The 25938-nt window shown below is 72.1% G+C and carries 25 protein-coding genes; 12 read left to right on the forward strand and 13 right to left on the reverse strand.

Translation table 11 applies throughout. The annotated features are described in order from the left end of the window. Positions 1-33: 33 nt before the first annotated feature. The gene (locus tag ACQEV1_RS21120; RefSeq protein WP_433395415.1) at positions 34-885 is read left to right on the forward strand and encodes an amidohydrolase family protein; all 852 of its coding nucleotides are present in this window, start codon (positions 34-36) and stop codon (positions 883-885) included. Between the two features lie 9 nt (positions 886-894). Here ACQEV1_RS21120 and ACQEV1_RS21125 read toward each other — a convergent pair whose 3' ends face one another. Next, positions 895-3864, reverse strand: coding sequence for an NACHT domain-containing protein (locus ACQEV1_RS21125; protein WP_433395417.1), 2970 nt, complete (start codon positions 3862-3864; stop codon positions 895-897). A gap of 133 nt (positions 3865-3997) precedes the next feature. Here ACQEV1_RS21125 and ACQEV1_RS21130 point away from each other — a divergent pair, with 133 nt between their 5' ends. Continuing rightward, positions 3998-4612 (forward strand): hypothetical protein, encoded by a 615-nt coding sequence (locus tag ACQEV1_RS21130; protein WP_285619939.1) that lies wholly within the window; start codon positions 3998-4000, stop codon positions 4610-4612. Between the two features lie 19 nt (positions 4613-4631). Here the strand turns inward: ACQEV1_RS21130 and ACQEV1_RS21135 are convergent, their stop codons facing one another. The 4 genes from ACQEV1_RS21135 to boxC form a co-directional block, all read right to left on the reverse strand. Further along, positions 4632-5462, reverse strand: a complete 831-nt coding sequence (locus tag ACQEV1_RS21135; RefSeq protein ID WP_285619937.1) for a DUF1206 domain-containing protein — start codon at positions 5460-5462, stop codon at positions 4632-4634. A gap of 68 nt (positions 5463-5530) precedes the next feature. Further along, complete coding sequence (locus tag ACQEV1_RS21140) at positions 5531-7081, reverse strand: benzoate-CoA ligase family protein (protein ID WP_433395419.1); 1551 nt, start codon at positions 7079-7081, stop codon at positions 5531-5533. Positions 7082-7095: 14 nt separating this feature from the next. Beyond that, positions 7096-8511, reverse strand: a complete 1416-nt coding sequence (gene boxB, locus ACQEV1_RS21145; RefSeq protein ID WP_285566099.1) for a benzoyl-CoA 2,3-epoxidase subunit BoxB — start codon at positions 8509-8511, stop codon at positions 7096-7098. A gap of 176 nt (positions 8512-8687) precedes the next feature. After that, entirely contained in the window at positions 8688-10322 is a 1635-nt protein-coding gene (gene boxC, locus ACQEV1_RS21150; RefSeq protein ID WP_433395421.1) for a 2,3-epoxybenzoyl-CoA dihydrolase, read from the reverse strand. A gap of 136 nt (positions 10323-10458) precedes the next feature. On the opposite strand from boxC, the gene ACQEV1_RS21155 reads away from it, so the two are divergent. Beyond that, a complete protein-coding gene (locus ACQEV1_RS21155; RefSeq protein ID WP_433395423.1) occupies positions 10459-10884 on the forward strand; it encodes a hypothetical protein in 426 nt (141 codons plus the stop codon). Between the two features lie 16 nt (positions 10885-10900). On the opposite strand, the gene ACQEV1_RS21160 is transcribed toward ACQEV1_RS21155, so the two are convergent. Then, positions 10901-11557, reverse strand: a complete 657-nt coding sequence (locus tag ACQEV1_RS21160; protein ID WP_433395425.1) for a response regulator — start codon at positions 11555-11557, stop codon at positions 10901-10903. Continuing rightward, entirely contained in the window at positions 11554-12762 is a 1209-nt protein-coding gene (locus ACQEV1_RS21165) for a sensor histidine kinase (protein WP_433395427.1), read from the reverse strand. The genes ACQEV1_RS21160 and ACQEV1_RS21165 overlap by 4 nt, the downstream gene beginning before the upstream one ends. 226 nt (positions 12763-12988) lie before the next feature. On the opposite strand from ACQEV1_RS21165, the gene ACQEV1_RS21170 reads away from it, so the two are divergent. The 5 genes from ACQEV1_RS21170 to ACQEV1_RS21190 all read left to right on the forward strand — a co-directional run bounded on the left by ACQEV1_RS21170 (position 12989) and on the right by ACQEV1_RS21190 (position 16956). Further along, entirely contained in the window at positions 12989-14047 is a 1059-nt protein-coding gene (locus ACQEV1_RS21170) for an alpha/beta hydrolase (RefSeq protein WP_433395429.1), read from the forward strand. After that, positions 14044-15162, forward strand: coding sequence for an acyltransferase family protein (locus ACQEV1_RS21175; protein ID WP_433395431.1), 1119 nt, complete (start codon positions 14044-14046; stop codon positions 15160-15162). The genes ACQEV1_RS21170 and ACQEV1_RS21175 overlap by 4 nt, the downstream gene beginning before the upstream one ends. A gap of 105 nt (positions 15163-15267) precedes the next feature. Beyond that, positions 15268-15483 carry a hypothetical protein gene (locus ACQEV1_RS21180; RefSeq protein ID WP_433395433.1) on the forward strand — a complete coding sequence of 72 codons (216 nt, stop codon included), beginning with the start codon at positions 15268-15270 and terminating at the stop codon, positions 15481-15483. Then, positions 15453-15659, forward strand: a complete 207-nt coding sequence (locus ACQEV1_RS21185) for a helix-turn-helix domain-containing protein (RefSeq protein ID WP_433395435.1) — start codon at positions 15453-15455, stop codon at positions 15657-15659. Before ACQEV1_RS21180 ends, ACQEV1_RS21185 begins: the two co-directional genes overlap by 31 nt. A 73-nt stretch (positions 15660-15732) precedes the next feature. Next, the gene (locus ACQEV1_RS21190; protein WP_433395437.1) at positions 15733-16956 is read left to right on the forward strand and encodes an erythromycin esterase family protein; all 1224 of its coding nucleotides are present in this window, start codon (positions 15733-15735) and stop codon (positions 16954-16956) included. A gap of 162 nt (positions 16957-17118) precedes the next feature. Here ACQEV1_RS21190 and ACQEV1_RS21195 read toward each other — a convergent pair whose 3' ends face one another. The 4 genes from ACQEV1_RS21195 to ACQEV1_RS21210 all read right to left on the reverse strand — a co-directional run bounded on the left by ACQEV1_RS21195 (position 17119) and on the right by ACQEV1_RS21210 (position 20199). Further along, positions 17119-17985, reverse strand: a complete 867-nt coding sequence (locus ACQEV1_RS21195) for an SMP-30/gluconolactonase/LRE family protein (RefSeq protein ID WP_433395439.1) — start codon at positions 17983-17985, stop codon at positions 17119-17121. Positions 17986-18043: 58 nt separating this feature from the next. After that, entirely contained in the window at positions 18044-18784 is a 741-nt protein-coding gene (locus ACQEV1_RS21200; RefSeq protein ID WP_433395441.1) for a class I SAM-dependent DNA methyltransferase, read from the reverse strand. Positions 18785-18899: 115 nt separating this feature from the next. After that, entirely contained in the window at positions 18900-19649 is a 750-nt protein-coding gene (locus ACQEV1_RS21205) for an N-acetyltransferase (protein WP_433395443.1), read from the reverse strand. A gap of 160 nt (positions 19650-19809) precedes the next feature. Beyond that, on the reverse strand, positions 19810-20199 hold the full coding sequence (locus ACQEV1_RS21210) for a hypothetical protein (RefSeq protein ID WP_433395445.1): 390 nt from the start codon (positions 20197-20199) through the stop codon (positions 19810-19812). A gap of 84 nt (positions 20200-20283) precedes the next feature. Here ACQEV1_RS21210 and ACQEV1_RS21215 point away from each other — a divergent pair, with 84 nt between their 5' ends. Beyond that, positions 20284-21135 carry a class I SAM-dependent methyltransferase gene (locus ACQEV1_RS21215; RefSeq protein WP_285619919.1) on the forward strand — a complete coding sequence of 284 codons (852 nt, stop codon included), beginning with the start codon at positions 20284-20286 and terminating at the stop codon, positions 21133-21135. A gap of 94 nt (positions 21136-21229) precedes the next feature. Continuing rightward, positions 21230-21748: a helix-turn-helix transcriptional regulator gene (locus ACQEV1_RS21220; protein ID WP_285619918.1), complete on the forward strand. Its 519-nt coding sequence runs from the start codon at positions 21230-21232 to the stop codon at positions 21746-21748. A 64-nt stretch (positions 21749-21812) separates the two neighbouring features. Here ACQEV1_RS21220 and ACQEV1_RS21225 read toward each other — a convergent pair whose 3' ends face one another. Together ACQEV1_RS21225 and ACQEV1_RS21230 are read right to left on the reverse strand one after the other, a co-directional pair. Further along, positions 21813-22754 (reverse strand): tyrosine-type recombinase/integrase, encoded by a 942-nt coding sequence (locus ACQEV1_RS21225; RefSeq protein WP_433395447.1) that lies wholly within the window; start codon positions 22752-22754, stop codon positions 21813-21815. Beyond that, positions 22751-23260: a GNAT family N-acetyltransferase gene (locus ACQEV1_RS21230; RefSeq protein ID WP_433395449.1), complete on the reverse strand. Its 510-nt coding sequence runs from the start codon at positions 23258-23260 to the stop codon at positions 22751-22753. The genes ACQEV1_RS21225 and ACQEV1_RS21230 overlap by 4 nt, the downstream gene beginning before the upstream one ends. Positions 23261-23414: 154 nt before the next feature. Between ACQEV1_RS21230 and ACQEV1_RS21235 the strand changes: the two genes are divergently transcribed. Further along, on the forward strand, positions 23415-25241 hold the full coding sequence (locus ACQEV1_RS21235) for an FAD/NAD(P)-binding protein (RefSeq protein WP_433395451.1): 1827 nt from the start codon (positions 23415-23417) through the stop codon (positions 25239-25241). Between the two features lie 225 nt (positions 25242-25466). Then, positions 25467-25922 (forward strand): hypothetical protein, encoded by a 456-nt coding sequence (locus ACQEV1_RS21240; protein ID WP_433395453.1) that lies wholly within the window; start codon positions 25467-25469, stop codon positions 25920-25922. Positions 25923-25938: the final 16 nt, after the last annotated feature.

The following is a 25938-nucleotide window of genomic DNA, read 5'->3' on the forward strand; positions in this document are numbered from 1 at the left end:
AGTAAAAACCGATGTCAACGAACGGACGGCTTCGTGCTCGATGGTCACGTTCTCGTCGACGCCCACACGCATCCGGCGCGGCTGCCGACGCTGAAACGCGCCTGGCACGACTGGGCCGCCGACTTCGGCGACGCCGAGATGCTGGGCCGCGTGTACGACGCGGAGGGCGCCGTGGTGCCCTCGCGGTTCGGTGAGCTGCTCGACGCCGAGGGCGTCGACGTCGTGCTCATGTTCAGCGAGTACAGCCCGAAGGCGACCGGGATCCAGCCCATCGAGGACCTGTTGCCGCTGGCCGCCCACGATCCGGCGCGCATGCGCCCGGTCGCCAACCTCAACCCCCACGTGCACTTCCCGGTCGCCGAGGAGGTCGAGCGCCAGCTCGCGCTCGGCGCGGTCGCGTTGAAGCTGCACCCGGTGCACGGCGGTTTCCCGGCCAACGAGCGCGCGCTGTACCCGGCGTACGAGGTGTGCCGCGACCGCGGCGTGCCGGTCGTCGTGCACTGCGGCACGAGCAGCTTCCCCGGGTCGATGAACGGTTACGCCGACCCGGTGCTGCTCGACGAGGTGCTGCGGGACTTCCCGACGCTGAACATCGTCCTCGCCCACGGCGGGCGCGGCTGGTGGTACGACGCGGCGGCCTTCCTGGCCCTGTCCCGCGAGACGGTGTGGATCGAACTGTCGGGCCTGCCCCCGAGACGGCTGCCCGAGTACTACGCGCGACACGACTTCGCCCGGCTGAGCCGCCGCTTCATCTTCGGCACCGACTGGCCGGGAGTCCCGGGGATCGCCTCGAACGCCCGCGCGGTCGCCAAGCTGTGCCCGGACGAGGAGACCGCGGCACTGGCCCTGGGCGGCAACGCGTTGCGCGTCTACAACCTCACCTGACGTCCGGAATCAGGTGGGGAGGGACCGCCCCTCGTCATGGGTGAAGGCGACCGTCCCGGCGGCCCAGCCGCGGAAGAGCGCACGGAAGCGGTCGTTCACCGGAAGGTCGGGTAGCCGCACGTCCTGACCGCGTCGCCGCCTCAGATAGGGGACGAAGGCGCCGAGATGGGGGGTGGCGGCCGCGAGCTCGCTCAAGGCGTCGGCGTCCACCTCGACCTCGGCGGTCGCGAACAGCAGGACGCCCATCGCGACGGCGGTGTTCCCATGCGGCGTGGTGAGCCCGCTCTGCGGCAGCCGGGGGAAGAAACGCCGACATGACATGTCCATGTCGCTTTCCCCGGAGTTGGCCCAGGGTGGATCCGGGTAACCGTTCAGGAGGTCGCCGAGGCGCCGCAACTGCTCCTCGATCCACGGCCACCACGTCTCCTCGTCCGGCCGGTGATACGAGTAACCGAGTGGCCCGCCCAGAAGCTCGGAGACGAGCGGCCGATAGCGGTAGTAGCCGTAGTAACGGTCGCTGGCGATGTGCACCAGGTGGGGGATGGACCGCAGCAGGCCGGTCAGGGCGGGACCGTGACACTCCACGAAGCAGGTGACGCCGATGCGCCGCTCGAGAAAGGCGTTCGCCGCCAGCGACAGATCCCGCCGCGCCAGCTCGGCGATCTCGTCGCCGTACCTCCTGCTGAACTCTTCGGAGACGTCCTGCCACGGCCGCCACAGGGCGCTGTTGGACCGGCTCACGTCGACGTCGCTCACGATCATCGGCAGGTCCGCGAGGGAGAGCGCGAGCTTCAGCGCGCGGATCCGCTCGTCCTCGTTCGACCGGTCGATGCGGCTCTCCAGCGCGCTGATGATCTCCGAGCGGACGATCTCCCGGTGGTCGACGCCGCCGTACATGACCCAGCCGAGCGCGGTGAGCCGGCTCGATCCGTGACCGTTGTCGCGGAACGCCAGGTCGGCCGCGGCGCGGACGAGCCGGCGGACCGTTTCGGCGGGAACCGTGCTGAAGGCGAGACAGCGGCCGAGGAAGGCCAGCGTCGTCTCCCGCCGCTCTTCGTCCTGGCCCTGGTCGGCCAGAAGCGCATGGTAGAAGCGTTCCGCGCCCCGGTCGGAGTGCCGGTCCTTGAGCTGGAGCGCGAGCTGAGCCACCACGTCCCAATCGGGTTCGGCCAGATGGGGCGCGACGGCGTGGGCGAGTTCGGCGGGAGAGTCGTGCCGGGCGGAGATCCGGGCGGCCGTGAAGTACTCCAGGAACGTGCGGTGGGTGAAGGCGTACAGTTCCTGTCCGTCCGAGGTGAGCCCGACGTCGCTGAAGACCCAGGCGCGCCCGCGGGTGAAGGCGATGAGCTCGGCCGCTGCCGCGGCGGCCTCGTCGCGGTGCCCGAAACCGCGGCCGAGCAGAAACTCCGTGGCCTCGGCGACCAGCGCGCGCTCCGTCATCGGATGGGCGGGGCGGCCGCCCGTGAACAGCCAGTACGCCAGGTGCCGCAGCAGCGGTTCGACGAGGTCACGGGCCCGTACGTCGCTGTGAATCCGCCGCCGCGCGTCCCAGCGCCGGAACATCAGTGTCGCGCACTGCTCGTAGATCTCGGGCCGGCTCCTCGGGAGCGAGCCCTCACCCCGGTAGAGGATGCACATCAGCGACAGCATGAGGGGGTTGGCGCGTAGGTCGGCCATCGCGGCGCTCCCGGCGATGAAGTCGGCGGCACCGCGGTCGCGCTCGTCCGGCGTGAGCGTCTCCTCTTGCGCGAACCACTTGGCGACGTACTCGGCGACCTGGGGCTGGTCGAACCCTCGGATGCGGTGGCAGGAGAACTGCCGGCGGTCGAGTCCGGCCTGCTCGTAGCCGACGACGCGGGAGGTCACGAGAATCGACGTGAGCGGGTACTCGGCGGCGAAGCGTTCGACGATCGACGCGACGCCGGCCCGGTGCCCGCTGTCCAGGAGCTCGTCCAGCCCGTCGAATATCACCATGGCCATGCCGCTGAGCAGCAGCCGTTCGACCAGGCCCGCGGGAGCGGGGCACTGGTAGAAGGTACGGAGCGTGTGATCGAGGTACTCGGCCACCGACCACGCCGGCCGGTCCTGGACGGCGAACTCCCGGAGGGTCACCAGGAAGGGCACGCGGTCACGGGGCTGAGCGGCGTACAGGTGCATCAGCGCGTGCGAGGTCGTCGTCTTGCCCCCGCCGGGGTCTCCGAGCAGGACCGAACGGTCGACGACCTCCGCGAACTCCAGGACGCTCAGCCGCTGCGGATCCTCCTCGAAAGACGCGGACCTGCCGCCGTCGGGTAACACCGGAGTGATCACCGGGGAGACGAAGATCTCGTCGATCGGAACGCGCCGCCTGCGCTCGAAGTCGGGCGGCTCCAGCCTCCCGTGGAAATCCAGCACCTGACGCCGGTAGGCGTCGAGGAACCTCCGCTCGGCCGCGGGATCGGCCGTACCGGCGAGCGCCGCGGTGTGCCGGGAGATCGCCGCGACGGTCGCCTTGATCGCCGAAAGCCGGGAGTCGTTGCGGATGGCCCAGAACTCGGTGGCGTGCGCCTTGCGGAACTCCTCGACAGCCGCGGAGATCCGTGCGTCGAAGTATCCGAACAGGGCGTCCGACGCCGCTGACAGCTCACCGGGCGGAGCCCAGGGCAGGCAGGAGCCGAGCGCGAGCCGGAACGACGTCCTCGCCTGGTCGAGCTCCTCGGCCGGGGCGCCGGACATCCGTACGGCGAACAGCTCATGCACTGCGCCGCGTACGCGTGGATCCGCGAGTGCCTCGGCGAGCCCGGGCGGCGCCTGGCGAAGCAGGCCCTCGTCGAGTGGCGGCGCCCCGCCCGCGGCGTACGCGTCGAAGAACTCCTCGATGGGGAACCGTCCGGACCTCTTCGACCGGGTGGCGCGGCCCGCCGCGATGGCCGCCCGCCGGCCGCCGGCCACGATGGCCTCGGTCAGCACGGTCGAGATCACTTCCGCCAGGATCAGCATCCGGCACCTCCGTGACAGTACGACGCGTGGCCCGGCCGCGCGGTGCCCGTACGGACGCCGACACTGACGGATGTTCAGGAAAGCCGGCGACAGGGCACAGACGGCGAACGGCAAACCGTTCTAAGGTGGGCGCGTGCTCCAGCCCCCGGCGCGGCGTCCCTCCAACGCCGCGGTCATGCTCATCCTCGGCTTCGTCGTGGCGACCGTCGTCCTGTTCGTCGTCGAGCTCGGGCTCGACTACACGTTGAAGCTGCACTCGGCCGCCGCGGCCAACGTCGTCTCGGTCGTGCTCGACCTTCTGCTGGGAGCGCTGGTCGGCGGCGCCATGTGCCTGGCCCGGCCACGCAACTACGGCCTGGCCGCCGTGGCGGCCGTCGTCGCGGCCGTCGCCGGGTTCGTGGCCGACGAGGCCTCCTTGATGGTGTACTTCGCCCTGCACCACTATCCGGTCGGCGCGGACCTGATCACCGACTACTTCACGCACGCGCGAGCGATCCTGTGGATCGGCATGGTCATCGAGATGGCCGTCGCCGCGGGTCTCACCGCGCTGCGCGTCCGCTCGGTCATCGCGGCCGACGGCCGCCCGGCCGGCCCCCAGTGGGGACCGCCCGGGCCACCCGCGGGCCCGTGGGCGCCACCCCCGTACGGCGCACCCCCGAATAACTGGCCGCCACCGCCGGGACCGCAGGCGCCACCGCCCGGCCCGTACGGCCCGTACGGCCCGCCTCCGGCGGGACCCGGCGCCTGACCGGGCGGCGGCTCCGAGGTCAGACGCGGCGCCAGCGCGCCTCGCAGAAGGAGTACACGCCGAACACGATGAGGCCGGCCGCGACCAGGACCAGCAGCCACGGCCCGGCGCCGGTGTGCGCGAACTGGCGCAGCGTGCCGTCCACGCCCTTGGCCTTGCCCGGGTCGAACTTGACGGCCGCGTAGACGATGAACGCGCCCGCCGCCGTGTAGACGAGCGCGCGGGTGGACTTGCCGATGACGCCGACCGTCCTGACCGCCTTGCGGACCCCGGGGCTCATCTGGTGGGTGTTGAGCTTCTTCTCGAACTTGGTCCGGAGGGCGGCGACGGCGATGCCGATGCCGATGGCGACCACGCCGAGCCCGGCGATGAGCACGATCCAGCGCCCGGCCGGCAGGTCGTGCATCGCCTTCCCGGTCCAGTCCTTGCTCTTCTTGTCGCTGGAGCCCGGTCCGCCCGAGCCGGTGGCGAAGGCGACCGTGCTCGCGCAGACCACGGCGTAGAACACGCCGCGGGCGAGGGAGGACAGGCGCTTGGTGGCCTTGTCGCCCTCGGGTGCGGCCTGGCCCCAGATCGCCTCGCTGAAGCGCCAGATCGCCATGCCCGCGAGGCCGATCGCCAGCAGCCAGAGCAGAACCGTGCCGCCGGGGGTCGAGGCGACGGTCTGCAGCGCCCCCTGCCGGTCGGCCTCCTTGCCGCCCTTGCCGAAGGCGATCTGGACCGCCAGCGCCCCGACGATGATGTAGATGACGCCACGCGCGGCCAGACCGGCGCGGCCGAGCGCGCGGAACGTACCGCTGGATGACGCCCGGCTGCCCGCGGCTCTGAAACGCGCACCTTGTGCGGTCATGCTCCCTACCTCCCGAAGTCTGCAGCCAGAGTCCCCGGAAGAGGAAGCGCCAAACACGGGTACGGGCGTCAGGGCGTGAAGCCGCGCTCCCGCAACGCGTCGCGCAGGACGTACCGCTGGATCTTGCCGGTCGCGGTGGTCGGCAGGGAGTCGAGGAACAGGACCGCGCGCGGGCGTTTGAACGCCGCCAGCTCCTCGCGGCAGAACGTGATGATCTCCTCTTCGGTCACCGTGGAGCCCTCGGCCCGTACGACGCCGGCGACCGGTTTGTCCAGGCCGTCGCCGTCGGGCATCGCGACCACCACGGCCTGCGCGACGCCCGGATGCTCCAGCAGCCGCGCCTCCACCTCACTCGGGGAGACCCAGATGCCCGCCGCCTTGATCATGTCGTCGGAGCGGCCGAGGAACCGCAGCGAGCCGTCCTCGTCCGCGACATAAGTGTCACCGGTGCGCAGCCACTCACCCTGGAAGACGCGGCGCGTCACCTCGGTACGGCACCAGTAGCCGGTCGCGATCGAGTCGCCGCGCACCATCAGGTGCCCCGGGCTTCCGTGGGGGACGTCGGCCCCGGAGTCGTCGACGATGCGCACGTCGTAGCCGGGCACCGGCAGGCCGGTCGCGCCGGGACGCACCTCGCCGGGACGGTTGGAGACGAAGATGTGCAGCGCCTCCGTCGCCCCGATGCCGTCGAGGATCTCCACGCCGAACCGTTCGGCGAACCGCCGGAAGATCGGCGCGGGCAGCGGCTCCCCGGCCGACACCGCCTGCCGTACGGACGCGAACGTCTCCGAGGGCAGGCCGGCGGACAGGAGCGCGGCGTAGAAGGTCGGCACGCCGAAGAACAGCGTGGGGCGTTCGGCGAGGAGCCGCTCGGCGATGCCGGCGGGCGTCGGGCGGGCCGGTTCGAGCACGGCCGACGCCCCGGCGGAGAGCGGGAAGAAGCAGGAGTTGCCGATGCCGTAGGCGAAGAACAGCTTGGGCACGGACAGACAGCGGTCGTCCGGCCGGATGCCCAGCACCCGCGCGCCGTACGTCTCGCACACCGACCGGATCGACGCGTGCCGGTGGATCGCGCCCTTCGGCAGGCCGGTCGTGCCGGAGGTGTAGAGCCACAGCGCGGTGGAGTCCGGGCTCGTCGGGTACGGGTCGCCGGCGCCTTCGCTCTCGGCGATCTTGCTCAGCAGGTGGCTCTGCGCCCAGGCCGGCGCCCGCGGCGGCGTCTCCCCGGTGAGGGCGAACACCGCGAGGTCCGGCGCGGACTCGGCGGCCTCCTCCGCGACGGCGGCGAACTCCGCGCCCGCCGCGAGCACGCGGGCCCGCGAGTCGCGGAGCACCCCGGCGAGGTCGCGCGCGGTCATCATCGTCGACACGGGGACCGGCACCGCGCCGATCCGCATCGCGCCGAGGATGAGCGCGAGCATGTCGGGGGAGTCCGGCATCGAGATCATGACGCGTTCTTCGGGCCGCACGCCCAGCTCACGCAGGCCCGAGGCCATGCGCTGGACGCGGTCGAGCAGCTCGGAGTAGGTGAGGGTCCCCCCGGGCCCGGTCACCGCCGTACGGTCGCCGTCGCCGGACTCGACATGAGTGTCGACGAGGTAGGTGGAGGCGTTGAACACCGGACCACGCCCTTTTAGAGGAAGTGAACGTATTCGTAGTCGAACGGCTTGCCGTTGATTCCGTTACGCGGGGGTTCGAGCCAACTTGCGATCTTACCGGGCTCGTACACCGGGTGCATGAGAGACGCGACGAACGTCTTGTCCGCGTCGGTGGGGAGCCAGGCGCTCCTGCGCGCCTCCCACTCGTCGTCCGTCAGCACCTCGCCGGCGGGCGAGACGTTGATCCCGGCGAACGCCCCGACGTAGCGGTTGAAGGCGCGGTGCGGCAGGGCGAGCCGGTGGGGGAGACCGGCGTCGGCGAGGATGCGGTTCCACCGTTTGACGCCGCTCTCGCAGTCGGCGATGTACTCGTCGCGGAGGTCGGTGTTGAGCGCGGTCAGCGCCTCGACCTCCGCGCGCGCCGGCCGGCCCTCCTCGACGGCGTCCACGTACGCGCCCCGGTCGGTGAGGCGGTGGTCGTCCTTGCGGCGCTCCTCCTGCCAGCGGCCCTTCAGCCCGGCGGAGAAGTAGTTGGCGACGTTCGTGGAGGTCTCGCCGCCGAACAGGTCCAGGCTGACGCTGTAGTGGAAGTTCAGGTACTTCTGGATGACGTTCAACGGGATCGCGCCGTGCGGCCCCGCGTCGTCGGTGTCGTGCTCGACCATCAGCCGCGCGGTGCGCCCGACGACGCGGTCCACGCCGGTGGTGCCCACGAACATGTGGTGGGCCTCCTCCTTGAGCATGAACTCACACGTGCGCGACAGCGGGTCGAAGCCGCTCTCCTTCAGCGTGCCGAGCTGGTACTTGCCGTCCCGGTCGGTGAAGTAGGTGAACATGAAGAACGACAGCCAGTCGGGCGTCTCCTCGTTGAACGCGCCGAGGATGCGCGGGGAGTCCTCGCTGCCGGAGTTGCGGCGCAGCAGCTCCCCGGCCTCCTCCCGGCCCTCGCGGCCGAAGAACGCGTGCAGGAGGTAGACCATCGCCCACAGGTGACGGCCCTCCTCGACGTTGACCTGGAACAGGTTGCGCAGGTCGTACAGGCTGGGCGCGGTGTAGCCGAGGCGGCGCTGCTGCTCGACGCTCGCCGGCTCGGTGTCGCCCTGGATCACGATGAGGCGCTGCAGCGCCGAGCGGTACTCCCCGGGCACCTTCTGCCAGGCCGGCTCGCCCTTGTGCTCGCCGAACGCGATGCGCCGGTCGGGGCGCGGCTCGGCGAGGAAGATGCCCCAGCGGTACTCGCTCACCGGCACGTGCCCGAAGTGCGCCCAGCCCTCGCGCCCGACGTTCACCGCCGTACGGAGGTAGACGTCCTCGGTCGGCAGCTCGGGCCCCATCTCGGCCCACCAGTCGCGGAACCCCGGCTGCCACGACTCCAGCGCCCGCTGCAACCGCCGGTCATCGGCCAGCCCGACGTTGTTCGGAATCTTCTCCTGATAGTCGGCGGTACTCATTGGTCGCTCACCCTCCTCACTCGCTCCGCGGGCGGCTTGCTTCGCGGCGCCGCCCACTCCGCTCGCTGCGTCGGGATCGCTTCGTGCTCATTGGTCGCTCACCCTCCTCACTCGCTCCGCGGGCGGCTTGCTTCGCGGCGCCGCCCACTCCGCTCGCTGCGTCGGGATCGCTTCGCTCATGTTCTTCTCCGGTCGAAGGTCGCTCGTACGCCGGTGCCGTACTTGCTCAGGGCGCCGTCGGGGCCGGACGCGCCCGGCCTGGTGAAGATCCAGTTCTGCCAGGCGGAGAGCCGGCCGAAGATCTTGGTCTCCATCGTCTCCGGGCCGGCGAACCGGTGGTTGGCCTCCATGCCGGTCAGCGCGTCGGGGCTGAGCGAGGCGCGTTCCTCCAGCGCGATCCGGATCTCGTCGTCCCAGTCGATGTCGTCGAGGGCGAGCGTGACCAGGCCGAGCTCCTCGGCCTCCTCCGAGCCGAGCCGCCGCCCGCGCACGTCGCGCAGCGGCTCGTCCTCGCCGTGGAACCGCGACGCCAGCCGGCTCCAGCCGTTCGCCATCGGGAACGCGCCGAAGTTCGCCTCGGTGACCACGATCTCCGCGCCCTCGAGCATGTACTGCCGGTCGCACGCGAGCGCCGTCTCCAGCAGGGCCCCGGCGAAGCAGCTCCCCGGCTCGACGAGCGCGACCAGGCTGCGGCTCGTTACGTCGAGTCGCTTCAGGGTGCGCTTGTAGTAGTGCCGGATCTCGGCGGCGAGCCAGTCCTTGTCGCCGGTCATCGCCTCCTCGTACGCGAGCACGGCGTCGATGTCGCCCGTCGTCTTGACCACCCAGGTGCCGCGTTCGGGCTCGTTGGTGCGCAGCCAGAGGATGAGGTCGTCGAGCTCCCGCGTCATGGCGAGCGGCCAGAAGTCCGCGTCGACGACCTCGGGCGGCACCGTGTCCTCCGGCGCGCGGATCGTGACGGTCACCCGGTCGCCGTCGAGCTCGGCGGTCACGTGCTGGTACGCGACGCGGTCGGCGCTGATCTCCGGTTCGAGCATCGGGAGCGTGACGCCGCGGTCCCCGGCGCGCGCCGACTCGGTGGCGGCCTGCCGCGCACGCTCGCGTACGGTCTGCTCGAATCTGCTGCGGGGGACCGCCTCGTCGACCAGCCCCCACTCGACCGCGGTGCGGCCCTTGACGCCCTCCGGCTTGGTCGCGAAGACGTCGGCCCGGTCCCGGCGCACCCGGCGCTTGTCCACGACGCGGGTCAGGCCGCCGGTGCCCGGCAGCACGCCGAGCAGCGGCACCTCCGGGAGTGACACGGCCGCGGAGCGGTCGTCGATCAGCAGGATGCGGTCGCACGCGAGCGCGATCTCGTAGCCGCCGCCGGAGGCGGTGCCGTTCACCGCGGCGATGTAGGTCTGGCCGGAGTGCTCGGAGGCGTCCTCGATGCCGCACCGGGTCTCGTTGGTGAACTTGCAGAAGTTCACCTTCCAGGGGTGGTCGGCGGCGGCCAGCATGCGGATGTTGGCTCCGGCGCAGAACACCTTCTCGTCGCCGCTCGTGATGACGACGGCGCGGACCTCGGGATGCTCGAACCGCAGCCGCTGCACGGCGTCGTACAGCTCGATGTCGACGCCGAGGTCGTAGGAGTTGAGCTTCAGCTCGTATCCGGGCCGCAGCCCGCCCTGCTCGTCGACGTCCATCACGAGGTAGGCGACGTCGTCGTCGAACTCCATCCGCCAGTGGCGGTAGCGGTCGGGACGGGTCTGGAACGACACCGGTGGCTCGGAGCCGGACATGGTCTCCTCCTCGCTCGGCCTGCCGCTCATTCTAAAGTTTCCTCGACGTGCGTCTAGATTTTGTAGAAAAAAGGGTGGGTGTTTCGCCCGGCTTGTCCCGCGCCGTGGCAGGGACGAGAGTGGAGGCGACGGCCGGCCGGCCGCCCACGCCCCGGAGGTCGTCCTGATGCCCGCCTCGTCCTACCCCGAGGAGCTCGCCCGGCTCATCGCCGTGCTCGACTGGGCCGTGGAGATCCAGCCCGAGGCCGACCGGATCGTACGGATCTGCGCCGCCGAGCCGAACGACGTGCCCGCCCGGCTGGCCCGTGGGGCGACCCGGCTGGCGTACGCGTTCGTGCGGATGGCCGGTCAGCTGGAGGAGCCGGTGGGGATCCCCGAACTCGACGAGTACCGCACGCGGGCGCTCGGGCTGATCCGGTACCACGTGTTCATGCTGCACGGCTCGCTCGACCTGGCGTTCAACAGCACGCTGCGGGACCGGCGCACCGACCCGCGCGCCGCCGCCCACGGTCTCGACCAGCCCGGCGCCGACCTGCGCGACCTGTGCCTGGAGGTGCGCGCGGCGCAGCACCGGTACGCCCACCCCGGCTGAGCGGCCGGCGCGGGGCTCATCGCGGCGGTGCCACCAGGCCGGCCTCGTAGGCGATGATGACGAGCTGGACCCGGTCCCGCGCGTCGAGTTTGGTGAGCAGCCGCGCCACGTGGGCCTTGGCGGTGGCCACGCTGATGAACAGCTGGGCGGCGATCTCGCCGTTGGACATGCCGCGCCCGACCAGGGTCAGCACCTCGCGCTCCCTCTCGGTGACGCCGCCGAGGGCGCGCCGTGGCGGGGCGGGCTCGGGCCGGCCGGCGAACTCCTCGATGAGGCGGCGCGTGACGCTCGGTGCGATCAGGGCGTCTCCGGCGGCGACCACGCGGATCGCGGCGAGGATGTCCTCCAGGGCCATGTCCTTGACGAGGAACCCGCTCGCGCCGGCGCGCAGCGCGCCGTACACATAGTCGTCATCGTCGAAGGTCGTGAGGATGAGGACGCGGGCCGGCTCCGGGCCCGCCGTGATGATCCGGGTGGCCTCGATGCCGTCCACGTCGGGCATGCGGATGTCCATCACCACCACGTCCGGGCGGGTCTCCTCCACCAGGCGGACCGCCTGCGCGCCCGTCCCGGCCTCTCCCACGATGGCGAGGTCGGGATGGTCGGCGACGAGCACGCGCAGGCCCGCCCGGACCAGCGGCTGGTCGTCGGCGAGCACGACCCGGACCGTCATCGGACCCCGGCGGGGATCGGCAGCCGCACCGAGACGAAGAACCCGCCCTCGGGGCGTGGCCCCGCGCTGAAGCGACCGTCGAGCAGCGCGGCCCGTTCGCGCATCCCCGCGATGCCGTACCCGGTGCCCGGGGTGCCGGCGGCGCCCCGCCCGTCGTCGGTGACCTCGATGCGGAGCTCCTCGTCCCGGTGGTCCAGGACCACTCGGCACTCGTCCGCTCCCGCGTGGCGGATCACGTTGGTGACGGCCTCCTGGACGATGCGGAACGCGGACAGATCGATGTCGGCGGGCAGGTCGAGCTCCTCGCCGAGCCGTCGTACGTCGACCCGTACGCCGGCCTCCGCCGAGCGCGCGACCAGGCCGTCCAGGTCCGCCAGGCCCGGCGAGGGGTCCCGCGGCGCGGAGCCGGGTTCGGTCCGGCGGAGCGCGCCCAGCATCCGGCGCAGCCCGGCCAGTGTCTCCCGGCTGGTGCCCTCGATGGCGTTCAGCGCGTTGCGGGCCTCGGCCGGCTGGGTGTCCATGACCCGGCTTCCCACACCGGCCTGGATGGCGATGACGCCGATGCTGTGCGCGATCATGTCGTGCAGCTCGCGGGCGATGCGGAGCCGTTCGGCCTGGACCGCCTGCGTGGCGGCCTGTTCCCGCCGAGCCTCGGCGTACTCGCGGCGTTGCCGGACCGAATGGCCGATCTGCCAGACGACGACGAGTACCAGTGCCATGCCCGCTGCGGTCGTGGGCAGTCGCTGGTCGGCGACCATGGGAAAGGGGCCTGCTTCGTAGAACGTGGCGCAGGCGACCTGGACGAGCAGGGCCACGACCGCGGCGGTGACCGAGACTTTGCGTCGGTGGCCGGCCGCGATGACGCCCACCGCGACGTCGATCGCCAGCACCTGAATGTTCCGGACGACCAACTGGTACCCGAAGTCCTCGAAACGGACGAGACGCGTCGCCACGAGAACCAGCGGAACGAGCATCAGCGTGAGGCCGGTCAGCGGCCGGCGTCGCAACAGGCCGGCGGGCGCGAGCACGACCAGGGCGGGCAGGAGGTAGCGCGTGCCGAACAGCCCGGGGGCGGGGTCGTGCGGCCCGGACACGGCCTGGAGGCACAGCAGGATCGGATACGCGCCGACCCCGCACCACGCCAGGACCGTGCGCACCCGAGGCGGCATCCGCCTGAGCAGTGGGGGACGTGGCGCGGTCGGCATGCGCCGATCGTAGCCAGCGGCGTCCCGCCAGGTCATCGGCCCGTGGGCGTACGCCTGCGGGCTACCCGCGACCGCGGCGAATACGGCCGACGGGCCGATGCCCCGCCGCTGCGGCTCGCGCCACCGTTGGCGGCGTGATCGAAGCCGACGAACTGAACGGAACCGCGAGCGGCCCGGCCCTCACGGCCCACCTGACCGAGCGGATCCTCGTCCACGGGCGGGCCCGGTGAGCGGCGGCCTGGTGGCGCGCGGGTGCACGGCCCTGGCCGCCGTCGCCGTGACGGTGGCGCCGGCGGCGTCCACACTGCTGGCCGCGCCGGGCGTCGTACGGGTCACGGCTCCGGCCGGCACCGCCGCATGGCGAGCCGACCACCGGCGCCTGCCGGATCCGGTGTCCGCCGATCCCGTCGCGGTGCACGACTTCCTGACCGCGGCCGGTACGGCCGGGCAGCGCGAGCTGGCCGCCGAGTACCCGGGTGTGGTCGGCGACCTGGACGGCGCGCCGGTGGCGCTGCGGTACGCGGCGAACCGGCGGGCGATGGACGCGGCCGGCCCGCCGTACCGGGGCCGGGCCGGGCGGTTCCTGCTGTTCGACCCGCGCGGTGACGGGCGGGTCGCGCAGGTGTTCGGCGACCTGGCGACGGCGGACCGGATCGCGGTGCTGGTGCCCGGCGCGAGCGTCCGTGGGGCGAACTTCTGGACCGGCGCGGGCGGCCGGCGGTTCCGCTCACTGTCGGTGCAGGCGGACGGGCTCTACCGGGAGGGCGCCCGGTACCGTCCTGGCCGGTTCGCGGTGATCGCCTGGCTCGGCTACGAGACCCCGAAGGGCGTCAACGCCGCCGAGGCGCGCGAGGACCTGGCGCGGGCGGGCGCCGTCGCGCTGGACCGGTTCGTGGCCGGGCTGGTCGCGGACCGTCCCCGGGCGACCGTCGCGCTCCTGGGGCACAGCTACGGCTCGCCGGTGATCGGGTTGGCCGCGCGCCGGCTGCCCCGGCAGGTGACCGACATCGCCGTGTTCGGCAGCCCGGGGATGGGCGTGACCGACGTGACCCGGCTCGGCACCACCGCGCGGGTCTGGGCCGGACAGTCCAGGCGGGACTGGATCCGGTGGGTGCCGGGCATCCGGCTGTTCGGGCTCGGTCACGGGACCAAGCCCGCCGATCCGGCCTTCGGCGCCCGCGTGTTCGCCACCGCGGACGTGTCCGACCACGACCACTACCTCGCCCCCGACACCGACTCGCTGGCCGCCCTGGCCCGCATCGCCGCGTCCGGAGTCCGGCGATGACCGCCGCCCTGGCGCCGGGTTGGACGGTGCGCGTCGAGGCGGCCACACCGCCGTCCCGGGACCGGACGGTGGACGCGCTGCGGGCCGTGGCGATGCTCGGCGTGGTCCTCGGGCACTGGCTGGTGTCGGCCGTGGTGAGCGACCCGTACCGGCCGGCGGCGTTGCACGGCGCGAGCCCGCTGTCGTACGCCTCGGTGCTCAGCCCGGTGAGCTGGTTCTTCCAGACGCTGGGACCGTTCTTCTTCGCCGGCGGGTACGCGGCGGCGCGCAGCGTCGGGAGAGGGGATCGCCGGTCCTGGCTGGGGTCCCGGCTCTCCCGGCTGGTCCGGCCGGTCCTGGTGCTCGCCGCCGTCTGGCTGCCGGCCCTGCTGCTGCTCTCCGCGGCCGGCGCGCCCCACGGCACCCGGCAGGTGGTCTGGTCGCTGGTGACGCACCCGCTGTGGTTCCTGCTGGTGTACCTGGTGCTGACCGCGCTCACACCGATACTGCGCGCCGCGGTGCTGCGATGGGGGCCGTGGCCGGCACTGGCGCCGGTGGCGCTGGTCGCGGTGACCGACGCGGTCCGCGGCCGTGGACTGCCAACGTGGCTGGAGCTGCTGACCGTGCCGGTGGCGTGGGCGGGGCCGTACCTGCTGGGTGTCGCGCTGGCCGAGCGCAGGCTGCCCCGCGTGGCCGGCGCCGTGCTGCTGCCGCTGGGCGTGACCGGTGGCGCCGCGCTGGTGCTGCTCGCCGGTTACCCGGCCAGCGCGGTCGGCGTCCCCGGCCACGACTGGTCCAACCTCGATCCGCCGTCGCTGTTCACGCTGGCCCTGGCGGCCGCGCAACTCGGCGCGTTCCTGCTGGTGAGACCGTCGCTGGCGCGACTGCTGCGCCGTCCCGCGGCCTGGGCGCCGGTCGCCCTGCTCAACCTCGCCGCGATGACGGTCTACTGCTGGCACCAGACCGCGCTGCTGATGGTCACGTTCGCCGCCCTGCCGGCCGGCGGGGCGCCGGGGCTGCTCGACGCGCCCACCGGCGACTGGCTCGCGTACCGGCTGTGCTGGCTGCCGGTCTTCGCCCTCACCCTGGCCGGCCTGTGCGCGCTGTTCCACCGCTTCGAGCGTTCGGCGAGCTGACCGGGCGGCCGGCACACCCTGGGGGTCGGCAGCCGTCTGCTGTACGCGCCCGGCGACGAGCCGGTCGCCGGGCACGACCCGCGCCGGCGGCTCCTGGTCTTCGGCATGCATCTGGAGGTGCGGACGGCCGACGGCACACCGGCCGCCCCGGCCGACGTCGTGCTCGCGGAGCGCCACTGCCGGCTGCGCGACCCGGCGCTGGCCGCCGCCCTGGCGAGCCGCTGCGACGCCGCGCACCGGCTCGGCGTCCGGCAGAGCCTGCTGTGTCTCGAACAGCTGCTGTACCCGTTGTGGGACGACGCGACCCGGCCCGCTACCTGATCCGCGCCCGTATCGACCGCGCCCGCCAGTTGCCGGCCGAGACGCGCATGTCCGTGAGCCAGGTCGCGGCGACGCTCGGCTACACCGACCTGGCCTACTTCAGCCGACAGTACAAGCAGTACACCGGCCACTCGCCGGGCCGGCGGCGCGTCGGGCCGGGACGACCCATCGTTTGAGGGTTTCACTCCACCGGCCTGCTGATTTCGCGGCGAAGTGCCAATAGTTTGTTCAACGGTACCGTTGAGGGACATGACCTCCGGTATCGAAGACACCGCTCATGTCGTGGACGCCGCCTCTGTCATGGGGCTGTTTCCGGCTCGGCCACGGCTCCTCGCCCTGGGCGAGCCCACCCACGGCGAGGACGTCCTGCTCGAACTGCGAAACGAGCTCTTCCGGCAACTCGTCGAGCGCGAGGCCTACCAGACGATCGCGATCGAGAGCGACTGCCTGATGGGCCTGGTCGTGGACGACTACGTCACCTCGGGCACGGGCACCCTCGACGACGTCATGGAGCGCGGCTTCAGCCACGGGTTCGGCGCGTCGCCGGCCAACCGCGAGCTGGTGCGCTGGATGCGCGCGTACAACGACGGACGACCCGAGTCCGAGCGCCTGCGCTTCGCCGGCTTCGACGGCCCGCTGGAGATCACCGGCGCCGCGAGCCCCCGGCAGGCCCTCACCGCGCTCCACGCCTACCTCACCGCTCGGGTCGGCGCCGACCTGCTTCCCTGCACCGCGGAGACGCTCGACCTCCTGCTCGGCACCGACGACCGGTGGCCCGATCCCGCCGCGATGATGGACCCGTCCCGCTCCGTGGGGCGTACGCCCGAGGCCGCACAGTTGCGGTCGCTCGCCGACGACCTGGTGGCCCTGCTCGACGCGGAGACGCCGCACCTGATGGCGGCGTCCTCGCGGGACGACTGGGAGCGGGCGCGCATGTACGGTCGTACCGCCATCGGGCTGCTGCGGTACCACTTCTGGATGGCCGACACGTCACCGGGCCGCATTCCGCGGCTGCTGGGCCTGCGGGCCTCGATGATGGCCGCGAACCTGCTCGCCGTCGCCGAGCGGGGCCCGGCGCTGGTGTACGCCCACAACGGGCATCTCCAGCGGGACAAGAGCACCATGCGGATGGGCGACCTGCCGCAGGAATGGTGGAGCGCCGGGGCGATCGCCGGCGCGCGGCTGGGCCAGGAGTACGCCTTCCTGCCCACGGCCCTGGGCACGATCCGCCACCGCGGGGTGGAGACACCGCCCCCGGACACCCTCGAAGGGCTCCTGTACGCGCTGCCGGAGGACCGGTACGTCGTCGACGCCCGCCGGCTGGCCGTCGCCCTCGGCGACCTGCCGCCCGCTCCTCGCGTGTCCTCCTGGTTCGGCTACGCCCCGCTCGACCCGGCCCACCTGGCCGGCAGTGACGGGATCGTGTTCGTCAAGGACGCCCCCGCGGAGGAGAGCTGGTGGCCGGTGCCCTGACCGGTCATCGACGGTCCGGGTGACGCCCGGAGGCCGTCGGCCGCTCGCCGACGGCCTCCGGGCCACGCGGCGCCGGTGACCGCACGTAGAGGCGGAGCGCCGGCGAGAAGCGCCGGGCAGCCCACCTCGGGGCGGTCGCGGTCCGGCGCCTGGTGGCGGGCGTCACGGCCAGCCCGCCCCGGGCACGTCGACCTCGGTGGTGAGCACCTGGCCGGTGCCGGGCGTCACCATTTCGGACATGCCCCGCCATTTGGCTGCCACGATGAACAGAGTCGTCCCGTCGGGGCCGCCGAGGGCGCAGGCGAAGCCACCACGGTCCAGATCGACGGTCCGCAGCACCGCGCCTCCCTCCGCGACGCGCACGCATCGCTTGTTGGGCACGTCGGCGTACCAGACGGCGTTCTGGGCATCGACGCAGATGCCGTCCGGGGTGCCCTCCCCGAGGTCCGCCCAGATCCGCCGGTCGGACAGCCCTCCGTCGGCGCCGATGTCGAAGGCCACCAGGTGGTGGCGGTGTGAGTCCGCGACGATCAGGGTGGAGCCGTCGGGAGTCACCGCCATGCCATTGGGCAGCGCGAAGTCGTCGGCCACTTCGCGCACCGAGCCGTCCGCCGTGACCAGAGCGATGGAGCCCGGCTTGAAGGCCTCCCCGGCCATCAGATCGAAGCCGACGCGGTTGACGTAGGCGTTTCCGCGGCCGTCCACCACGATGTCGTTCCAGCCGGTCCCACCGAGGTCCGCCCGGGTGACCAGGGACCCATCGGGCTCCCGGCGCAGCAGGCGCCCGCCCTGAGATGAGACGATCACCAGCCGGCCGTCCGGAAGCCACGCTGTACACAGCGGCAATGACTCCACGCGTGCGATCACCTCGCTGCGAGCGGCGAGGTCGACGGCGATGACCTCGCCCGCGGACCAGTCGGAGAAGTACAACCGGTCACCGTGCCAGCGCGGCGACTCGACCAGACCTCGACCGGTGAGCAGCACCCGTACCTCGTTCATCTCATCAGAGCCCTTCTCGACCGCCGGCACGGCGCCGGCGCCTCAACACCTGTACGAACGAGGGCCGGTCGGATCGACACACGACGACCTAGTCGGCGGGTTTCTGCCAGACCGAGACATGTTGACGGCTCTCGCTCGTGAAGGCGTCCCGCGTCCAGCCGTCCCATCGCTCGCGGAGGTGCAGCCCGGCGAGCTGGGCCATCAGGTCGAGTTCCGATGGCCACACGTACCGGAAGGGGATCGAGCGGTACTCGCCGCGGCCGTCGACGACCTCGACGTAGTTCGAACTCGTCGCCTGGGTGGCGACGTCGTAGATGTCGAAGGCCCATCGCGTCGGACTCACGTGGAAGGGCACGACGTTCTGCCCGGCCGGCAGCCTTCGCAGTTCGGGGATCACGACCTCGACGACGAAACAGCCTCCGGGCTCGAGGTGGGCCGCGGCGTTGCGGAAGCACGCCACCTGCTCCGCCTGCGTCGTCAGATTCATGATCGTGTTGAAGAGCAGATACACGACGGAGAACGTCCCGTCCACTCTTGTCGTAGCGAAGTCGCCGATCGTGACGCCGATGGAGTCACCGCCCGGCTTGGCGCGCAGCCGGGAGACCATCGCCCGTGACAGGTCGATGCCGTGGACCGGGACTCCGCGACGTGCCAGCGGCAACGCGATGCGCCCCGTCCCGATGCCCAACTCGAGGGCCCGGCCGCCGTCGGCCAGCCCCGCCAGGAAGTCGACCGTCGCGTCCACGACGCCGGGCTCGAACATGTCCGCTGACGACTCGTCGTAGGCCGCCGCGACACGCTCCCCGAAGAAACCGTCTTGATCGTCCATCGTCGGACCGTACGGCGGGAGCCCCGCGGAACGCACGTGGATTTCGCCGTCATCGCGGGACGCCGGCAGCGGCCCGGCCGGGCCATGACAGCGCGCCACGAAGCCTGATCCTTCGTCAGGGCAGCCGGTGGTGCACCCAGACGCACGGTTCGCAGTAGACGGCGTGGTCGTGCACGGTGTCGCAGTGCACCGGGACCAAGGCACCCGGCACCTCGATGGGTCCGGTGGTGTCGAACGGCAGTCCGGTCCAGTCACGCCAGTCCGCGAGGCTACCGGCGATGGTCATCGCCCGTGCTGATGTCCCGGTGATCTGGCCTCCGGCCCGGATATGGACCCGTAGCCACGGATCGACCGGCAGGCCGTCATCGCGGCGCAGATTCGCGTAATCGACGATCGACATCTGCGGGTGGCGATGTTTGGCATTGGGCCTGACCGGCGCGACCAGATCGGCATAGCCCTGGACGGCGGCGTTGCGGCGCATCGCGGCGAGCATGATCGACGACAGGCCCCTGCCTTTGAGGTCCGCCCGGATGGAGATCTCCAGTGCGGACACCATCGTGCCCCGGCGGCCTTCCCGCCGGTCGAGCGCCGCGGTGAGGATGACCTGGTCCCAGCCGCCGGCCGGCAGCGACTCGGCCGGGTCGCCCTCCCAGGTGAACGGCACGCTGTAGCCCTTGGCGACCAAGCGGTCCGGACGATCCCGGTCGATCCCGATCAACACGAACTCGGGGTAGGCCGTGACAGGGTCGCCGTAGTACAGCGGAGCGACCGGATCCTGGCGCATGAACGCCGGCCAGCCGTTGAAGTCCTCCAGCAACGGCACGAGATCAGGCCGCTGCCCGGCGGTGGTCACCAGCAGATCCATCTCCCGCTCCCTCCCGCGCCCGCCTGCAAGCCCGGCGCACGCTACTGGGCCGGCGCCGGGTACGCATCCGGTTTCCGCCGTGGCCAGTCACACTCGTTGTGCCTGGGAGCCGTTGTTGGCGGACGGCGCCTGGAACGGCTCTGTCGCTGATCTTGTGACGTCAAAGCCGAAAGGGCCAAAGGGTGATCTTGTCCGCTTCGGCGCTGATCTCTACCCAAGCGCGGTCGATACTCTCAGGCGGCGGCGCGGCGAGATTGAACAAGATCTGCGAGTCGCCCATCTCGAGTACGGCAGCGCCGTCCTCAGTGAAGTGAACTCGGCCACGCATGACAACCTGGTCGCCGTGCTGCCAGAAGCCCGGCTTGGCGAGCGCGGCCGGCTGAGTGTTGTGCCCCCACCGGATGTCCTCGTCGACGCTCCACTCGACGTTGTGCCGGCCCTCCGCTTCCTCCGGATCACCACCCCAGAGCACCACGGCGTGGCCGACGGACGAGTGAACTCGAACCTTCGTCGGCCGATGATGCGGCGTCTTCGCCAAACGGACCAGCATCCCTCGATCCTCCACGATCCGCCCGCGCAGCCGATGAAAGTGCAGAGGCTGAGGGAGCGTCATCCGGGTTGAAAAGCCGATGCGGTGACCGGTCTGAGCTGTGATGATCTCGCGATGGAAACACCTCGGGTGAAGAAAGAGATCATCGAGTTCTACACGTCACGCTATGACGAGGACGCCCGCCTGTCCTCCACGGCCCCCGGAGCCCTGGAGTTCGCCCGCACACAGGAACTCCTGCGGCGGCACCTGCCCGACGCGCCGGCCTCGGTGCTCGACATCGGAGGCGGCCCCGCCACCCACGCCCGATGGCTGATGGCCGACGGCTACTCCGTCCACCTGATCGACCCCGTCGAGCGCCACCTTCGGCAGGCGCGCTCACGCTGCTCGTGCACGACAGAACTGGGTGACGCCCGCGCACTCACCGCGTCGGATCAGACCTACGACGCAGCTCTCCTGCTCGGCCCGCTCTACCACCTGCCTGACCGGACCGACCGTCTTCAGGCCCTCCACGAAGCACGCCGAGTCCTTCGCCCTGGCGGCCTGACGGCTGCTGCCGTGATCAGCAGGCACTCCGCACTACTCGACCTCGCTGCCACCGACCGACTCGGCTCGGACGCAGTGATGCGGACCATCCTGGACAGCGGACACCACGACCCGGCGCTTGGTTTCACCACCGCCTACTTCCACACGGCCGAGGAGCTCGTTTCCGAGATGACCGAGGCCGGCTTCACCGACGTTCGCCTCTACGGCATTGAAGGCCCGCTCTGGCCCGTCCTCAAGGGGATCGAGACCCACACCGGAGATTCACTCACCGGCTCCCCGCTGCTCGGTTCCGTATCCACGGCCGCCCGTCTCACGGAAACCGATCCGGCGATCATCGCCGCGAGCGCCCACATCATGGCCATCGGCTACCGCGGACCACGCGAAGATCGCTGACTCCTCCCAGCCCCTCGGCCTGTGCACGACCATGACTCAATTTATGGCTGTTCGGCCAGGTGAGAATGTCAGTGGTCGAACGTATGATCGAGGCATGGCCGAGAACGTGATGTTCGATGTCCGCACCCGTCCGAGCCTGACCGCCGCCGAGATCGCCGCCCTGGGTCTCTCCCTCGCCCACCTCGGGGCCGGTCCCCAGTCCGCCACCGCCCGCCGTGCCCTGCGGCGTCTGTTCGACGACATGGAGGCGCCGAGCGACGTCATCGCGACCACGCTGGCCACGCTGACCAGCCCCCTCGACCCGGCCACCGCCCGCCGGGCCCGCACCGCCGCCGGCGCGATCACCGCGCGGCTCGTCGTCCGCCTCCACTACGCCGACGCGCGAGGAGACGTGACGATCCGCGAGGTCGAGCCGGTGACCTGCCTGGTCCACCGCGACCACTGGTACCTCGTGGCCTGGTGCCGCCTCCGCCAGGGCGTCCGGGCGTTCCGATTCGACCGCCTGCTGGCCGTGGAGGCGACGGAGATCCCGGCCCGTCCCCACCGCGCGGAGCGCTTCCTGCCGTTCCAGCCGAGGCCCAAGCCGGGGGTGCACGCCGTGTCCCACCGGTGAGGTGAGTCGCCCGCCCCGTGCCTCCGTTCCGCGCCGGCGGAGGCTCGGAGGCGGGCGGCGGCGGTCACAGGCCGAGGAAGGCCGCGATCGCGTAGGGCGCCGTCTCGCAGGAGTGCCACGGGTCGCCCTCCGACCGCGGATCGGCGTGACCGAGCAGGCACTGGACGTCGCGGAGCGGTACGCCGGCCTCCAGCGCCAGGTTCGCGCAGGCGTCCCGCAGGGCGCGTGGGGTGACCTCGACGCCGGCCGCCTGCCCGGTGAGCCGGACGGTACGGAACACCTGCGAGTCGGCGACGCGCCTGCCGTTCCGCGTCGTCACGACCGGGCCGCGGGTGCGCGCGCCGACCGTACGGACGATCGCGCGCGCCGCTCCGGCGGGCAGCGCCACACGATGCCGCACCCCGCCTCGGCGCGTCACGCTCAGCGTGTGACGGCGGCCGGCCGGCACGCATCCCGAAGCGGCACGCCCGCGCCCCGGCCGCGGGCGGTCAGGTCGTTCCAGGTCTTCCACGCGTGCGCCGGTGATGTCGCGTACGCCGCAGCCGGCCTGGAGGATCAGGCGGACGATGACGGCGGCGCGTGGGCCCGCCGCGTCGGCGGCACGGAGCACCGCGCGTGCGTCGTCCACGCTCAGGCGGTGGTCCGCCCCGGCGGTGCGGTCGACGTACGGGCGGTGGGCGCGGGCGGTCGGGTCGCGGGTCACCGTCAGCCCGAACCGCCGCCCCTCGTCGATGGCGTACGTGTAGAACGAGCCGATGCTCGACAGCTTCCGCGTCCTGGTCGCCGGCGCCCTGCCGTCTCGCTCCAGGGAGGCCGTCCACGCCTCGACGTGCGACCTGTTCGCGGTGAGCGGCTCCGCGTCGCGATCGCGGAGCCAGGCCGTCCACTCGCGCAGATCCTGCCGGTACGCGCGTCGCGTGTTGGCCGACCGGACCGACGACAGCCAGGCGTCCACCATCGGCGCCGGAGGGGCCGCCTCGCGTGACCGCGCGTCCGCGGTGGTCATCGCAGGACCTTCGCGAAACACCGGGAGAACCAGACCGTCGCGTACGACGGGAGGATCGGGATCGGCGTGTACCCCTCGCGTTCGTAGAGCCGGACGGCGTCGGGCTGGCGGTCGCCGGTCTGCAGGACGATCCGCCGCGCGCCGCGCCGTCGCGCCTCCTCCTCGGCCGCCCGCAGCAGCGCGCCCGCCACGCCCTTGCCCCGGTAGGGCGGCGCCACGTACATCCGCTTGAGCTCGACGTCCTCCCCGGCCCGGCGCAGGGTGAGGTGACCGACCGGCAGGCCGTCGCCGGTGACCGCGATCGCCGTGTACACGACCGTGCCGGGCTCGACGTCCATCGCCGGCGGGCGGACGGCCGGATCCGCCACCCGGTCGGCGTACCGGCGCTTCATCTCCGTGGTCAGGGCCCGGCGGAGCGCGACCGCGGCCGGGTCGGCGTAGTCGACGGGGATCACGGTGATGCGCGGTGGCCGCAGCGGAACCGGGTGCACCGGATCGCCGATCACCCGAACCCCCTCGCCGTACGTCCCGATGGCGCCGCGTGAGAGAGCCCCAGGATGTTCTCCATGAAGGGCACCTTAGGCATATTATCTACTAAATTGGTAGACATAGTCTCCTAGGTGGAGGTTCCGGGATGCCCGTCGACGCCGCCGTCCTCCGATGAGCGCCCGTCCCGTCGTCCTGGTCGTCGTCGGCGCCGGGCCGGGCGGCACCGTCCTAACCGAGCGGCTCAGCGCCAACGCCGCCGAGTTCGCCGGCGACCGGCCGGTCGAGATCCACGTAGCCGACCCGTACCCGCCGGGCGGCGGCCGGGTCTGGCGGCTGGACCAGCCGGACCTGCTCTGGATGAACTCCCAGGCCGCCGACGTCACGATGTTCACCGACGAGACCGTACGGATCGACGGCCCGATCCGCCCCGGTCCCACACTGTGCGAGTGGGACGACGTCGAACCCGGCCGGTTCCCGACGCGGCGGCTGCAGAACGCCTACCTGTCCTGGTGCTTCCGGCGCGTCGCCGACACCCCGCCGGAACCGGCGACCGTGCACGTCCACGCCGCGCGCGTCCTGGACGTCGCCGACGGCGCCGGCGGGGCGCAGCTCGTACGGATCGAGGGCCGCGCCGAACCGATCCACGCCGACGCGGTGATCCTGGCGCAGGGGCACCTGGACGTGACGCCCGGGCCCGAGCACCGGCGCCTGGCCGACTTCGCGGCGGCGCACGGCCTGACCTACGTCCCGCCGCACTACGCCGCCGACACCGACCTCGGCGTCCTGCGCCCGGGGGAGCCGGTCGTCATGCGGGGGATGGGCCTCGGCTTCATCGACGACATGGTGCTGCTCACCGAGGGGCGCGGCGGCCGGTTCACGGCACGCCCCGACGGCCGCCTGACCTACCACCCGTCCGGCCGGGAGCCGATCCTGTACGCGGGGTCGCGGCGCGGCGTGCCGTACCACTCGAAGATCACCTACGAGCTCTCCGGCGAGCGCCCGCCGGGCCCGCGCCACTTCACCCCGGCCGTCACCGAGGAGCTGTACGACCGGCGCGGCCCGCTCGACCTGCGCACCGACCTGTGGCCGCTGATGGCGCGGGAGCTCGCGTGGCACCACTACCACGAGCTGTTCGGCGCCCATCCGGACCGGGTCGCCCTGTCGTGGCCGGAGTTCGAGGCGCGCCTGGACGCCGGCCCGGCGGAGCTCGACGCCCTGGTCGAGGAGGCCGTGCCCAAACGCGAGGACCGGCTCGACCTGGACCGGCTCCTCGACCCGCTCGCCGGGGAGCGCTTCGAGGACGCCGAGGCCCTGCAGGAGCGGATCCGTGCGTACGTCACCGCCGACGTCGAACGCCACGCCGATCCCGCGCACAGCGCCGACCTGGCCGTCTTCTACGGCCTGCTCACCGTGTTCGGCGTGCTGGTCGACGCGGTGAACAACGGACGGCTGGCCGCCCGCTCCCAGGCGGAGGACGTCGGCGCGTGGCTGCACGGCGTGTTCGGCTACTACGCGAGCGGCCCGCCGCCGCGCCGCCTGCGAGAGCTGGAGGCCCTGTCCCGCGCCGGGATCGTCCGTTTCCTCGGCCCCGGCATCACCGTCGCCGCCGAGGACGGCCGGTTCCGCGCCGGCGGCACCGCGACCCCGGCCACCGTCGACGCCCGCGCGCTCGTCGAGGCACGGCTGCCCTCCGCCAGCGTCGCCCGCACTACCGACCCGCTCCTGCGCGCGTTGTACGACCGCGGCGAGGCCGCCGAGGAGGAACTGACCGACGCGGACGGCACGCGATACCCGCTGGGCAAACTCGCCGTCCGCGACGGCCGCCTCGTCACCGCCACCGGCCGAACCCACCCGCGGCGGTTCGCTCTCGGCTCATGGGCGGGCCGCGGCTTCGCCGTCGTCGGCTTCACCCGCCCACGCACCAACGCCCTGCCGTTCCGCCTGGCCGACGCCCTCGCCCGCGCCGCCCTGAAAGAGGCCACCGGCCCTCGCGCGTAGGAGCGCCTCCCCGCCATGCTCGGCCGTGTCTAAGGTCGTGCAGCATGACGTCGCCGCACGAGCCGCCCCTCTTCGGCGCCCTGAGGGGCTCAGACCGGGTCCCGGTGGCCGGCGAGGGAGGCGGCTTCGACGTCTACGCCGGGCTGCCGCCGGCGTTCGCGCTGATGGACCTCGGCAAGTCCGTGCATCTGGCGAACCTGTCGTTCAGCGCGCTGGACCTGCTCGATGTCGACGACTGGTGCGAGCCGAACCTGGCCGCCATCACGCCCCTCACGAGGGGCTCACGTACTGGAGAACCTCGCCGCGCTGGACCGGGACGGCGCGTACCTGGGGGCGCTGACCATCCCGAGCGCCGGCCGGGAGGCGAAGCTCTACCTCGACGCGGTCGCGCACGCACAACGGCACACGCCGACGAGACCCGGCATCGTCAACGGCCAGATCGCCGCCGCGATCCGCGGCGAGTTCGGCGACGTCCGGTTCACCGAACGCACCCGGGGCAGTGAGCTGTGCGTCAACCCCCTGATGGCGATGTACTTCACCGTCGATCTCGCGGGGCTGGCAGACCGGCTTCTCTACCGGGACCGGCTCGCTGACACGGAAACCCAGGACGAGGTCCGCGCGGTGATCGAGTGGTTCCGCCAAGACGTCGAACGGCGTGCGCGACGGAGCATCCCGCACTGACGAGCGTCCGCGCCAG

Source organism: Actinoallomurus sp. CA-142502 (genome assembly GCF_050936355.1).
GTDB classification, from domain to species: domain Bacteria; phylum Actinomycetota; class Actinomycetes; order Streptosporangiales; family Streptosporangiaceae; genus Actinoallomurus; species Actinoallomurus iriomotensis.